At 40.7% G+C, this 13,662-nt stretch carries 11 protein-coding genes; 8 read left to right on the forward strand and 3 right to left on the reverse strand.

Going from position 1 to position 13,662, the window contains the following annotated elements:
- Positions 1 to 70: 70 nt before the first annotated feature.
- The 4 genes from AAFH98_RS01430 (at position 71) to AAFH98_RS01445 (ending at position 4,143) form a co-directional block, all read left to right on the forward strand.
- Entirely contained in the window at positions 71 to 514 is a 444-nt protein-coding gene (locus AAFH98_RS01430; protein ID WP_342520884.1) for an acyl-CoA thioesterase, read from the forward strand.
- Between the two features lie 43 nt (positions 515 to 557).
- Positions 558 to 896, forward strand: a complete 339-nt coding sequence (locus AAFH98_RS01435; protein ID WP_342520885.1) for a tRNA-binding protein — start codon at positions 558 to 560, stop codon at positions 894 to 896.
- Between the two features lie 80 nt (positions 897 to 976).
- Entirely contained in the window at positions 977 to 1,777 is an 801-nt protein-coding gene (locus AAFH98_RS01440; protein ID WP_342520886.1) for a M23 family metallopeptidase, read from the forward strand.
- 134 nt (positions 1,778 to 1,911) lie between these two features.
- The gene (locus AAFH98_RS01445; protein ID WP_342520887.1) at positions 1,912 to 4,143 is read left to right on the forward strand and encodes a patatin-like phospholipase family protein; all 2,232 of its coding nucleotides are present in this window, start codon (positions 1,912 to 1,914) and stop codon (positions 4,141 to 4,143) included.
- A gap of 53 nt (positions 4,144 to 4,196) precedes the next feature.
- Here the strand turns inward: AAFH98_RS01445 and AAFH98_RS01450 are convergent, their stop codons facing one another.
- Positions 4,197 to 5,198: a potassium channel beta subunit family protein gene (locus AAFH98_RS01450; protein ID WP_342520888.1), complete on the reverse strand. Its 1,002-nt coding sequence runs from the start codon at positions 5,196 to 5,198 to the stop codon at positions 4,197 to 4,199.
- Between the two features lie 272 nt (positions 5,199 to 5,470).
- Between AAFH98_RS01450 and AAFH98_RS01455 the strand changes: the two genes are divergently transcribed.
- A complete protein-coding gene (locus AAFH98_RS01455) occupies positions 5,471 to 5,914 on the forward strand; it encodes a DUF1801 domain-containing protein (protein WP_342520889.1) in 444 nt (147 codons plus the stop codon).
- A 191-nt stretch (positions 5,915 to 6,105) separates the two neighbouring features.
- Positions 6,106 to 6,669, forward strand: coding sequence for a peptide-methionine (S)-S-oxide reductase MsrA (msrA, locus tag AAFH98_RS01460; RefSeq protein WP_342520890.1), 564 nt, complete (start codon positions 6,106 to 6,108; stop codon positions 6,667 to 6,669).
- Between the two features lie 15 nt (positions 6,670 to 6,684).
- Here the strand turns inward: msrA and AAFH98_RS01465 are convergent, their stop codons facing one another.
- A complete protein-coding gene (locus AAFH98_RS01465) occupies positions 6,685 to 9,411 on the reverse strand; it encodes a PAS domain S-box protein (RefSeq protein WP_342520891.1) in 2,727 nt (908 codons plus the stop codon).
- A gap of 237 nt (positions 9,412 to 9,648) precedes the next feature.
- Here AAFH98_RS01465 and AAFH98_RS01470 point away from each other — a divergent pair, with 237 nt between their 5' ends.
- Entirely contained in the window at positions 9,649 to 10,194 is a 546-nt protein-coding gene (locus AAFH98_RS01470; RefSeq protein WP_342520892.1) for a DUF2911 domain-containing protein, read from the forward strand.
- 72 nt (positions 10,195 to 10,266) lie between these two features.
- On the forward strand, positions 10,267 to 11,223 hold the full coding sequence (locus AAFH98_RS01475) for a DMT family transporter (RefSeq protein ID WP_342522050.1): 957 nt from the start codon (positions 10,267 to 10,269) through the stop codon (positions 11,221 to 11,223).
- A gap of 117 nt (positions 11,224 to 11,340) precedes the next feature.
- On the opposite strand, the gene AAFH98_RS01480 is transcribed toward AAFH98_RS01475, so the two are convergent.
- Positions 11,341 to 13,626: a TonB-dependent receptor gene (locus AAFH98_RS01480; protein WP_342520893.1), complete on the reverse strand. Its 2,286-nt coding sequence runs from the start codon at positions 13,624 to 13,626 to the stop codon at positions 11,341 to 11,343.
- Positions 13,627 to 13,662: the final 36 nt, after the last annotated feature.

Below are 13,662 nucleotides of genomic sequence, written 5' to 3' on the forward strand. Positions count from 1 at the left end.
ACATACTTACTGGCTTTTCTATTGTTTCTTTTTAGATTAGAGTTTTCATCTTGATATAACTCCAATTTTTATGAGCTCTGAATCTTACAGCAAAACCTACGAAGTTATCTGGGCCGATATGGATCCCAATAATCATATGCGTCATTCGGTATATAATGATTATGCAGCTCAAACCCGTGTTGCTATGTTCAATGATTTTGGAATGCCTATCCCAAAAATAGCAGCTATAGGGCTTGGACCGATTCTTTTCAAAGAAGAAACAAAGTTCTTAAAAGAGATCAGCTTATCAGAACAGATTACTGTTTCTTGTGCCATCAAGGCCATGCGCAAAGATGCGGCACGATGGACCATTACCCACAACATATTTAAAGAAGACGGTCAAAAAGCTGCACAAATTATTGTTGATGGAGCTTGGTTAGATCTTCAAAAACGAAAACTTGGCATTCCACCGAAAGAACTTTTAGAAGCATCAATGAAATTTCCACGAACAGATGATTTCTTTTGGATAGACTGATCTTTAACCGAGATATAACCATATTCCAAAAATAATAATTACCATGAATACCATTACCTGGCAACAGTTTGAACAAGTTGAGCTTAGAGTGGGAACCATCACAAAAGCCAAACCTTTTCCCGAAGCTCACAAACCTGCCTATAAATTATGGGTCGATTTTGGTAACGAAATTGGCACCCTTAAAAGTAGTGCTCAAATTACTGATCTCTACTCAGTAGAAGAGCTAACAGGCAAACAAGTCATCGGAGTCGTAAACTTTCCTCCCAAACAAATAGGGCCCTTTATGTCGGAATGTTTGGTTACAGGCTTCCATCGCAATGACGATAAGGTAGTTTTAGCTATTCCCGATGATCCCGTTCCCAATGGGACCAAACTCAATTGATAGACAAACGTAAATGAGGACAAAACTGTTTATCAATATGGTATGATATAACCATTGGAAACCACTTTGTCTGGCGTTTTATGCGTAAAATTATTCTCCCAATATTATTTATTCTTCTGGGGGCTTTATATAAAAGCACTACTGCACAAGCAGTATTTATTTGGGATGATATTTCAGAGACAGAATTTACACTCTGGGCCAGAAATCACTTACCCTGCCCGGTTTACCTCAAAGCCAAACCTGACTCATTAAACCAAACCTTCGAACACTTTCTACCCAAAGGAAGTCAACATCAACTTGTTCAACTTCCGCTCGATTCTCTAACGTCCCCTGCCGAATTTAAAAAACAAATTCAATATAACTTAACACTCGGCAACCCCAATGCGGTCCACGACTCCAGTTATCGATATATGCTCCCTTATCCTCAAGGGCAAACTCATCTTCTTATCCAAGGCAATAATTCCAGCTTCACACATCATCTCCCCCACTCAAAATATGCCTTCGATTTTGATATGCCCCCAAACAGTCTCGTCTGTGCAGCCCGTGGCGGGATCGTCGGATTTGTGAGCGTAAATAATAAAAAAGGAGGAGACAATGAGGATTTTATACAACAAGCTAATAAGATTTTAATCTGCCATGATGATGGTACCGTAGCAGTATATGCCCACCTACAACATAGAGGTACATTCGTCAACGTTGGCGAACACGTGTATGCTGGGCAAGTAATTGGCCTCAGTGGCAATACCGGATACTCCACCACACCTCATCTCCATTTTGTAGTTTTATCCGGATCCAACGCAGTGCCTATAAAATTCAAGATGCTCCCAGATACCCTGCAACGCGGCCATTTCTATGAACAAAAGCTTACGTTCAATAAATAATTTCGTCCACGCCCCTTTACCCTCTCAGTCATTTAATAACGGTATTTTAATATTACCAATTCGCTGATCATTCTACATTATTATATATTTACCCCACATAAACATCATCAAACCAACCCCTATAATGGACCGCCATGTATAAATCTATTTTATCCAGGTCCTTGTTACTCCTTCTTATTTTATTTATCCCATGCATTAGTCACGGCCAACAAGATCAGGAAACGGCAAATTTACAATCCACTGAGAAAAAAACTTCATTGGGGATAGCCCTCAGCGGCGGTGGTGCCAAAGGATTTGCTCACATTGGGGTACTCAAAGTTTTGGAAGAAGAAGGAATCCCCGTACATATGATCAGTGGTACCAGTATGGGTGCTATCGTGGGGTCGCTATACGCTATTGGTTATTCGCCCGATGAAATAGCAGAGATAGCCCTGACTGCAAATTGGGGCATTTTATTTAATGATAACTACCAGATCAATCCCCAACAGATCTCAAATAGCGTCCTAAAAAAGGACAGCTTTCTGCTTACCTTCCCTTTTGATGACAAAGGCATATCACTGCCAACCGGACTTATTGATGGACAGAACATTTCTATGATGCTTTACCGGTTGATGTTGCCTTTTCACAATGTTGAGGACTTTACGGAGCTTCCTATACCTTTTTCTACCGTAGCAACAAATTTATCCACCGGAGAACCCCAAACCTTTACCAGTGGATATTTGCCGGATGCCGTTCGCGCAAGTATTGCCATCCCCACTATTTTTAAACCCGTTGTCATCAATGGCCAAACATATATTGACGGCGGGGTAGCCCGGAATATTCCTGTTGAAGATGTAAAACAACTTGGTGCTGACCTGACTATTGCCTCTGATGTAGGCGAACCCATCAGAAATATTGACAGCCTAAACACTTTTGTTGATGTATTATTTCAATCAGTAGGCTTTCATCAGCAAGAGTCTGACATCCTCCAAAAAGAAAAAACGGATATCTATATTCGTCCCGATATTCAAGAATTCTCAACATTTAGCTATGAACGAGCCGACGAAATAATACAGCGAGGTGAAGAGGCAGCCCGAAAAGCACTGCCAGATATTAGGGCTTTGCTTGAACAACAGCATCTTTCTGCAACGTCGTTTAAACCGATTAATACAACCAGAAAAGATTCTATAACTGTTTCTGATATACAGTTTAATAATCTTACCGGATTAGCCCAACAGCAACAAGTATTTATCGCACTTGATATCTCCTTACCCTCCAAACTAACCCTCTCAAGACTCGAACAAAAAATTAACAGGCTATATGGATCGGGATTGTTCAGCCAAATTTCATATCGTTTACAACAAGATCCCGATTCAGGGGGTGACACACTCGTCTTAGACTTTCAGCACAAAGAACAAGAATATGTGGGCTTTAGCATGCGCTACGACAGTCAATATAAAGCCGGCTTATTGTTTGGCGCCTCGTTCACCGATAATATTTTTTGGAATGACAGACTCACCTTACAGCTCAGAGCCGGCGAAATCCTGGAATTTAATTCAGACTATAATATTCCCGTAAATCTTGCTCCCCTTGCCTATATTAATGGCAGCATTAACTTGCAACGATCCCCTATCAACTATTACAATCAAAGCCAAATTCTTTCAAGTATAGATGTTGAAAAGCTTACTATTCAAGCTTCAACATCGGTTCAATTATGGCAACAGGTTGATACTGAATTGGGAATTGAAAATCAACTGTATAATTTAAACGAAGCTATTGGTAATACCCTTGTCCTTGGGAATACAAACTTCCTGCTGAATCCTTTTGCCACCGTTAACCTTAGTACCCTAAATCGCCCGTACTTTCCCACTCACGGACAGTCACTAAATATTAAAACAGAAATCTCCGACCCTGCGTGGGGAAGCTCAACGCGCTTTATTCAAACATCTGGAAAATGGTTTTCAACCATAAAACTTATACCGGGTATCAACCTATCCAATGAATTTTTCTTTGGATATTCTTCCACCAACAATTTACCGTTACATTATTATTACCACTTAGGGGGTTTAACTCAAAACCCCGTTTTTGAACTTAAACAACTGCCATTTATGGGGTATGCTACACAGCAGCTACGATCTCCAAATCTTATGGCATTACGTTCAAAGCTTCAATTGCGACTAAATCGGCGTTTGTATCTTAGTGGAGGCATAAATATGGCACATCTCTCCAATCACTGGACTTTTAATATTGACGCCCAACGTATGGAATATGGCTATTCAATCTCAATGGGAGCCACATCTATTGTGGGCCCCATTGAAGTAGCTGTATCAACCCCTGACTTTTCAGGCGGATATGCGGTTAAACTAAATGTTGGATATCATTTTTAAACAAAAATACTCGGAGTATTATCTCCGGGTACAGAATTATTTGCTAAGCATTATCAGTTGCGCCGAAAATCAGGGGCTGGCTCAGGTTTATTTTCCAAGATCTCCTCAACCTGTTCCATCACATCAGATGTTAATTGATCTACTACCTCAATGGCTTTCATATTTTGTTCCACCTGTTCAGGCTTCGAAGCTCCCGTAATTACCGTACTTACATCCTTATTTTTGAGACACCAAGCCAACGCAAACTGCGGCATGGGAATACCTGCCTCATCAGCAATCTTAGCCAGTTTTTGAACTTTTTGTAATTTCTGTCGCCCGCTTTCTGTTTCTAACAGCTTTTCACGCAACCAATCATACTTTTCGAGGGAGAGACGACTTCCTTCAGGTACCCCATCGTTATACTTCCCCGTCAACAAACCACTTGCAAGCGGACTCCAAATAGTTGTTCCAAGGCCAATCTCATCATAGAGGGGTGCAAATTCCTGCTCCACTTTTTCGCGCCGAAACATATTATATTGCGGCTGGTCCATCAGTGGGGGACGCAAGTGCTCGCGGCGGGCAAAGTCATACGCCGGACGAATTTCTCGGGCAGACCATTCACTTGTTCCCCAGTACAAAGCTTTGCCTTCCTGAATCATCTGATTCATCCCCCAAACTGTTTCCTCAATAGGGGTATGCTTATCAGGCCGGTGGCAAAAAATAAGGTCCACATAATCAGTCTGCAGACGCTTTAGAGCAGCCTCTGTACCTTCCTTTATATGTTTAAATGATAGTCCCTGATCATTAGGGCCATCTCCACCCCAAAATATTTTAGTCGAAAGAACTAAATCCGATCGATTCCATCCTGCCTTTTGGATAATATTACCCATCATGATTTCCGATTGACCATCGGCATAGGCTTCGGCATTATCAAAAAAGTTGACCCCTGCATCATACGCTTTTTTCATCGATTCGTACGCTATTTGTTCATCAATCTGATCACCAAAGGTGACCCACGATCCAAATGAAAGCGCTGAAACTTTTAATCCTGAACGTCCCAAAAATCGATACTCCATAATCTAATAATTGATTTCATTATGTTTGTGAAATTGACGTTATATAAGGCATTTTTTTTCTATATCGTTTACCATAATCACTTCTGATCTGTAGCAATTTCAGGGCGGAAATTGGCCTAAATAGCACTTATATTACGTGCTGAGTTTATGGCCGTATATCATGTATGAGGCCATTATCCTTAATTTCCAATGAACAAAAACGGTAATATTCACAGAATACCGTATCCCTTTTTCAAAAGGCAATTTAAATAATTAATTAACTTCTTTCTATCATGGCAAAAAGTATGGCAAAAACAGTTGATGAATATATAGATGAGCTTCCCGAATATCGACGCGAACCTATCGAAGAAATTCGGAAGCTAATCCTTGATAATATTCCTGATGGCTATGAAGAAACAATCAATTGGGGGATGATTAGTTATGAAATCCCACTTGAAAAGTATCCTGACACCTATAATAATCAACCACTGAACTATATTGGTTTAGCAGCTCAAAAGAATCATAATTCCTTGTATCTAATGTCGGTTTACCAGGATGAAGAACTCCAGGAATGGTTGGAAGAAGAGTTCGAAAAGGCTGGCAAAAAAATGGATATGGGACGTTCTTGCCTGCGGTTCAACATGGTTACTGATCTGCCGTTAGACGCCATTTCTACCATCATTGGCAAGCATACCCCCGACGAATTTATCGAGGCTTACGAAGAAATCCGGAAGTAATAACGTCTGCCGGCATTTCGTTAGTTCAGTAAACGGGCACACCCGTTTTTGTGTTTATACACTTCCAATTAGTGACATAACTTACTGCTATGAACATCCAAAACATCTTGATCATACCGTTTACTGCTATCACATTTATGCTGCTTTTCTCAGCCACTTCGATTGCTCAATCTAATAACAATACTAATACTATGGGCACAAAAAAAATGGAAGAAGCAACTTTTGGCGCTGGCTGTTTTTGGTGCGTTGAAGCTGTTTTTGAAGAAGTAAAAGGAATAAAATCTGCTGTAGCAGGTTATGCCGGCGGCGAGATACCGAATCCAACATATCGACAAGTTTCATCAGGACAAACAGGTCATGCCGAGGTGGCACATATTACGTTTGACCCTTCAGTAATTTCGTATGAACAATTGCTTGAGGTATTTTGGCACACACATAATCCCACCACCAAAAATCGGCAAGGGGCAGATGTTGGGCCCCAATATCGTTCGACTATCTTTTATCACAACGAAAAACAAAAAGAAATAGCTGAAAAATCACTAAAAAAAACAGATAGATCTGATTTGTGGGAAGATCCTATTGTAACAGAAATTGAGCCACTTTCGAACTATTCGGTAGCCGAGAACTATCATCAAAATTACTACGAGAACAATCCCAATGCGGGATATTGCCAAGTAGTTATTGCACCAAAATTAAAGAAATTCAGACAAGAATTTTCGCATCTTCTGAAAGATGAAGTAAAACAAAAGCAATAATAAAAATAGCCCTACCTATCCATCTTCGGTAGCAGCAAACTCCAGCGTAAGGGATGTCCCCTGATTGCTTTTAAGACTCCATGTAGCATCAAGTTGACGAGCAAAATTATCAATTAAATTCATGCCCAGCGTGTCACTCTCTTCGGGAGAAAAGTCATCGGGCAACCCTTTTCCATTATCACTTATTTGAGCACCAATATATTCGTTTTCTTTCGAAATATGGATAGTAATCTGATTACCCTCAGCCCCTTCAAAAGCATGTTTCAAAGAGTTCGTAACGGCCTCATTAACCAATAACGCAAATGGTACGGCCCGGTTGATATCCAACTCTATATCCTCAATATCCAAACATACTTCAACCTCTTGGTCTGACCCAATAGTATTACGAATTGTCTCCACCAAATCCCCAATATAGGAATCACAAGAAATGTGTCCCAAGCTGTCCGAGTTATATAGTTTTTCGTGAATCAAGGCCATTGTTTGAATTCGCCGCTCACTTTCTTCCAGTGTATCATGGATTACCGGATCATCTGATTCGTACATCTGCAGCTGTAAAAGTCCCGATACAATAGCCAAATTATTTTTAACCCGGTGATGAATCTCCTGCAGTAAGATCTTCTTTTCTTTAAGCGAGGTGGATATCTGCTTTTCGTATTCTTTTTCTTCTGTGATATCGATATACATGCCAAACCCTGCAATAGGCTCCCCATCAACATAAACTGGGATAGCAGCAATAAAAACATCAACCAGATCTCCATCTTTAGTCAACCGTTTGGCTTCACGATGAAAACTTTCTGACGCATATTTCTTAAGAGGCATTCGGGGCACCTGGCCACGCTCGGTTGGGGGTACAAGAAACTCATCAATATCTTTACCTTGTAGTTCCTCTTCAGTAAAACCAAATGTCTTCTCAAAACTTTTGTTTACATTCAGAACCTTATTCTCCGGATCTACCATCACAATACCCGCAGGAGCATTCAAAAAGAGATTTCGAAATAGCTCTTCATTTTTTCGCAGTTCTTCACGAGCCTTAACCTGACTCGAAATATCATGACCTACTCCAATAAGATAATCCTTTCCATCCCTTTTAAAATGTTTCCCCGTAAAATAATAGGGAATTTTTCTACCGTCTTTGGTCTTTAGATTTGCTTCAATACTGGATTTTCCACCTTCAAAAACAGCCCCGATTTCATCTCTTACCGACTCGAATTCATCATCTGTGAAAAACTCTCCGGGTGTTATTTCTTGCATCTCATCAGCTGTATAACCGGTCTCATCCAACAAGTGTTGATTCCAGTGGTAATAATTCCCCTCTTCATCAAACATATAAAAAATACCAGGCAAGCTTTCTAATAAGGCCTCATTGAAACGTTTTTCATTTAATAGTTCCGCTTCTGCCTCTTTTTGCTGCATTATATTAATTCCAACACACAAGAAATATTCTGTTCCACTAAACTCAATAAAATACCCCCGCCAGTAGTAGGGTTTCTTTTCTCCATATTTTGTCTTTAAACGAAGTTCTGTACCATGCTCCATATCTCCTCGTGCCTCTTCCACAGCTTGTTCCATAAGAGCATGATCTTCGGCAGCAATTAGATCATAGGCATCCATATCCTCAAACTCCGCTTTGCTATAGCCTGTATTCTGTTCAGCATAATCATTCCATTCAACAAGCGCCATATCAGTATCTAATAGCAAATAGATGCTGGGTAAGCTATTTAAAATGGTATCAATATAATTCCGTTGAGCAACTAACGATTCCTCAATACTTTTCCGTTTTTCATACGCTGCTATTATACGAGCAATTGTATTAAGCAGCGTTATCTCTTCGTCACTCCACTTTCTCTTTTCTTGCGTATCAGCAAAACCGATATGTCCTTTCCATTCCCCCTCAACTGTAAAAGGGATAATCAAAATAGATTGTACCTGCTGCTCCTCAAAAATTGAGCGTTCGGGCTCTGGGAACTCATCAACCTGACCATTTATTTTTTGCAGGGACGATAGCTTTTCGTAAAGCCAGGGGATATCGGAATATTTCCATTGCCGGTCTGATTTCTCGGCAACAGGTTCTATATCGGGCTTGGTCACTTCGAATACCGGCTCCAAATACAAATCGTCATCCACCTCTTTATTTTTGTAGAGAAAAATACGATCAGTTCCGGTTACTTCCCGGAGTAAGTTTAAACTTTGCTCTAAAGCTTCAGAAGAGTTACTCTCTAACAGTAATTTTGAGCACCTCGAAATCACCTTCTCATATTCCAGCCGCTTTTGTAATTTCTCTTCTACTTTAGTTCGGCGTGCAATTTCTTCTTTGAGCTCTTCCGTTTTATTTTCCTGCAGCCTTATCTCTGCCTTCTTACGCTCTGTAATATCAATTGACGATCCATATATGAGTTCACGGCCCCCTTCATCCTCAATCACCTGAATCTCATCACGGAGCCAAATGTATGTCCCCTCTTTTGTCTTAAAACGATACTCATTGATAGCCCCACCCCCTTCATTTATAACCTTACGAAACTGAGATAAAACCTCTTGTTTATCATCTGGATGGATTTGATTGGACCAGCCATTTTCGTGTTTCGTAAAGTACGAAGGGGCAAAGCCTAAAATATCTTCGGCATTCTCACTAACAGAAATTAGTGGAAAATCCTGCGTTTTTTTGCACCTAAATAAAATGACTGACCCACTGCTGAACAGCTTTTCTATACCTGCCGAAAAGCGGGATTTGGAATATTGCCCCATTTAAAATAACCCAACTTAACCTTGCACATTATTAATCAACCTCTCGATTACTACTATATAATAATTTAGAATGAGATTAGAAAATCTTAATATTTAAATATAAACCCTCTTCCGGGATCCACTTTGTTATTCCAATTATTTTGCGGTATATCAACAAAGCAAACAGATAAACGATATCCAGCTGGTTTGAGTTTAAAAATTGAACACCGCTGAATTTTCTAATAAACCATTATCGCTATGAAAACTTTTACATCATCTTTAAGCAATTTTGCTCTTATTTTATTCATCGTCATTTTCTCGGCGCAAGTCACTGCGGCTCAAGAAAGAGGCAATGAAGAGCCGCGAGTAAGTCCCAATGCAACAGTTAGTCAAACGGTGGGCACGACTGATATCACCATTACCTATGGACGTCCGGCGGTTAATGATCGCAAAATTTTTGGTGAATTAGTTCCCTACGACGAAGTATGGCGGACGGGAGCCAATGAATCTACTGCTCTGGTAGTTTCGGATGATGTTATAATTGAAGGTAATGAATTAGAGGCAGGCACCTATTCTATTTATACGATCCCGAATGAGAATGAATGGACTATTATTATTAATTCGAAAATGTCATGGGGAACACAATACGATCAATCCCAGGATGTAATGCGCTTTACCGTAGAACCTCAAGAAGCTAACTACATGGAGCGGCTATTATTCTATTTCGAGGATGTTACCCAAGAATCTGCTACCATTGTTTTACATTGGGATACCGTGAAGGTACCGATCCAAATAAATATATAGAATACTATTTCAAATTTAGATTCTCATAGAACGACCGTAAATAGCGGGAGCTTATCCCATCACGGTTTACTCATACTATTTGTCTTCTTTTGGGGCGCTAATTTTATATTAGCTGAAATTGCCCTTACAGAAATGTCTCCCATCTCATTTAGCGTTTCACGCTTTGCGATGGGAGGCATTGCTATGTTTATCGTAATGTATATGCAATATCGCGCTGAGTGTAACAGCACTTCAGAAAAAGTTGCTTTTATTCCCAAAATTAAAAACAAACACTGGCCCCGGCTATTATTCGTTTCGGTGATAGGAGCAACCTTAGCCCCTTGGCTTGGCATCGAAGGACTGGGGCTTACTCATGGTGCCCGTGCATCCCTATGGCTGGCGTTGGGTCCGGCTATAAGTACCGGGATCGGCTATTTGTTCAGTACGGAACGAATGGGGGCTTTCGGTTACCTGGGAGTAACGCTTGCTGTTATTGGCACTATTATTTTGGCTTGGGATGGATTACAACCTGAGCAAGGTTACTGGCTGGGTGACCTCATTCTAATCATAGCACTGGCTTTAACAGTCATAGAACTGCACGCCATAAAACCGCTTGCCCGGAAGTACGGCTCGGTCCCCATTGTAGCATTGCGTACTGCCATTGGAGGTACCCTTTATCTTCTAATTGCAAGTCCAGAGTTAATTGAAGTAACATGGCTGTCACTTGGTCTCTGGACGTGGATAGCTATTTTAGCGGGTGGTGCCATCGGCGTAGGTGTTGGCCAATGGGTAAAAGTACGCGCTCTAAAAAAGCTGGGGCCTACGCAAGTAGTTCTATATGGGAACATAGTACCCATTGCAGCTTTGCTTATTGCGTGGCTCAGTATTGGCGAAAATCCCAACGCTATGGAAATTATATCAGCTGTATTTATTATTACAGGAGCAATATTCATTCAGGTAATTGACAGCCAAACAGAACCTACTCCGGAAATCCGCAAGAAGAAGGAAGAAGATTTGACCTTTTTTACCCAAACAAAATCAGAGAGCTGAAATCTATGAAAATAAAAAAGGCGGGCCTGCCGACCCGCCTTTCCACTAATCATCTAAACCATAACTATCTATCTTCTAAAACTTAAACGACAGCTGTAGCAGAATATTGCGTCTGGGTTATAATTTATATTGTAACGTGAAGAAGAAATTACGATCTGCATTTACAAAATAACCCGGTTCGTCATTCGCTCCATCACTGTTAGTGTCTACAGGAGTACCCCCTGAATAATAAACTTCATTCTCTAAATTGTTGAACTCTAACCTAAATGACAGCCGTTCGAGCTCATACGATATAGAGGCGTCAAATACGGTATACGAAGGCAACACCATTTCCGGATCATTCGTAAGCTCCAAGAATGATTCGCTTACATATTTGCCCGTCAATCCTATCGTAAAATTATCAAACGGAGTGAAATCTACTCTACTATTTACAATCCAATTGGGACTTAAGATAGGGCTTTTATCAGTGTAGGTATTGCCCGCACCAGTCGTAAATGAATCTATCTGACCTTGCATATATGTCATATTCCCCTGGAATGTTAAAAAGTCAGTGGGTAGGTAATTCCACTGAAGCTCGAACCCCGTCCGGTAACTATTCGGAATATTTTTTCGCTTTTGAACGCCAAAAGCAATGATTTCTCCTATCGGGGCAATTTCGTCTTCGAAATCCATATAAAAGTAGTTTGCCTGGAGTGCAAGATTTTGATAATTAAGCTTTAGCCCTCCTTCGTAATCATTGACGTATTCCGGATCAAAATTATCAGCTCGCGCTTGCTCATAGTTAACTTCTTCTAGTCGAAGTCCACCAAAGATATCTATCCGTGTTGGCTCTCTCCCCATCCTACCTGCAGATACATAGGCTGTAATATTTTCACTTAACAAGTAACTAACCCCAATTTTAGGATTCAAAAACGTCCAATCCTTTACGATAGAACCCTCCGGGGGGATACCAATGAAGTTATAATCGGGATGGATGGTAAGCTTGAACGTTCGAAGCTGCAGATCTCCAAAAACCTTAACATTATTATGTGACCATTCAGCTTTTGCGAACCAGCTAAACTCTTTCTTGTTAGAGGTTTCATAGTAGTAGGGATTTTCAAAATTCGGGGCAAATGACTCTTCATTTTCCCGATCGAAAATATAGCCGTGAAAACCTGAGCTGATCTCCCAATCCCCAGAATCCCAAAATCCATTTATCATAAGTCCGTAATGATCATTATACAACGGATAATTAATTTGGGCCAAGGTAGAATCGGTATCGGGATAGGTATACAGGTAGTCACCACCTGCTCCGCCATAGTAAAGTGAAGCTGTTGTTGAAAATTCATCACTAAAAATATGCGTGTGCTGCAATTGGACTAAACGTTGCCCAAAATCGTCCTTATCGTTTTTGTTTAAATAATTGGTGCGCGGGTCATTCTCCAGATCACTTTCTGCAACGGCACTATAACCCAAGCCATTTTTTGAGCCAGCATCAAATGCATTGAGCTTTATCATATCGTTTTCACCAAAATATCCGCCAGAAAAGAATAATGAGTTGGCATTTGTTCCGGTATGATTTCTGTAGCCATCCGATAAAATTCGGCTATAACTACCGTAAAACGACCATTTATCGTTAATCATGCCCGATGACAGGCTGGTATTCATGCGATAACTGTCGAATGAGCCAGCGCCAAACTCGAGCTGTCCCCCCTGCTCGCGGTCTTCAATATTAACAGATTCAAAATTAATAGATCCCGCATACGATGCCACGCCATTACTGCTGGTACCAACGCCTCGTTGCACCTGCACAGATTCGAAGCTGTCGCTGATATCTGTGAAATTAGAAAAGAATACGCCGTGATCAATCATATCATTGAGTGGCACTCCGTTCAGGGTCATATTAATCCGTTCTTGGCTGATGCCCCTCAGTCGCATGCTACCATAGTTAGTTAGCTTCGTGCCTGATTCGGAGTAGGAAAAGATAGCCGGGGTAAGATTCTCGAGATAAAAAGTGGGTTGTTCCCCGTTATACACTTCCTCCAACTCTTTCTTTTGAACGGTGCTTTGTGCTACAGGATCATTTTCTTCAGATCTAATGCCCTGTATCACAATTTCTTCGAGGCTAACTGATGGACTTAGATATACAGTTAGGTCATTTTTAGCCTCTACCTCCTTTGTCTTATATCCCACATAACTAATAGTTAATATTTGGGAATCTCCTTGAAGATCAAGACTAAAACTTCCATCAGTCCCTGTAACCGTGCCTTTGCTGGCATCAACAACATACACATTGGCCCCCACGATGGGTTCTTCGGTCTGCTCGTTGAGTACCTTGCCGGTTATCGTTTGTGCGAAAAGAGAAGTGCTAAAAAAGAATACAAAGCACAGAAATACTGTACTTCTGAGTAGTTTGGAAAACATAAGTTCCTCCGTCTTATTTAGTTCATAAGAGCGGGA

This window comes from Fodinibius sp. Rm-B-1B1-1 (genome assembly GCF_038594945.1).
Classification (GTDB): Bacteria; Bacteroidota; Rhodothermia; order Balneolales; family Balneolaceae; genus Fodinibius; species Fodinibius alkaliphilus.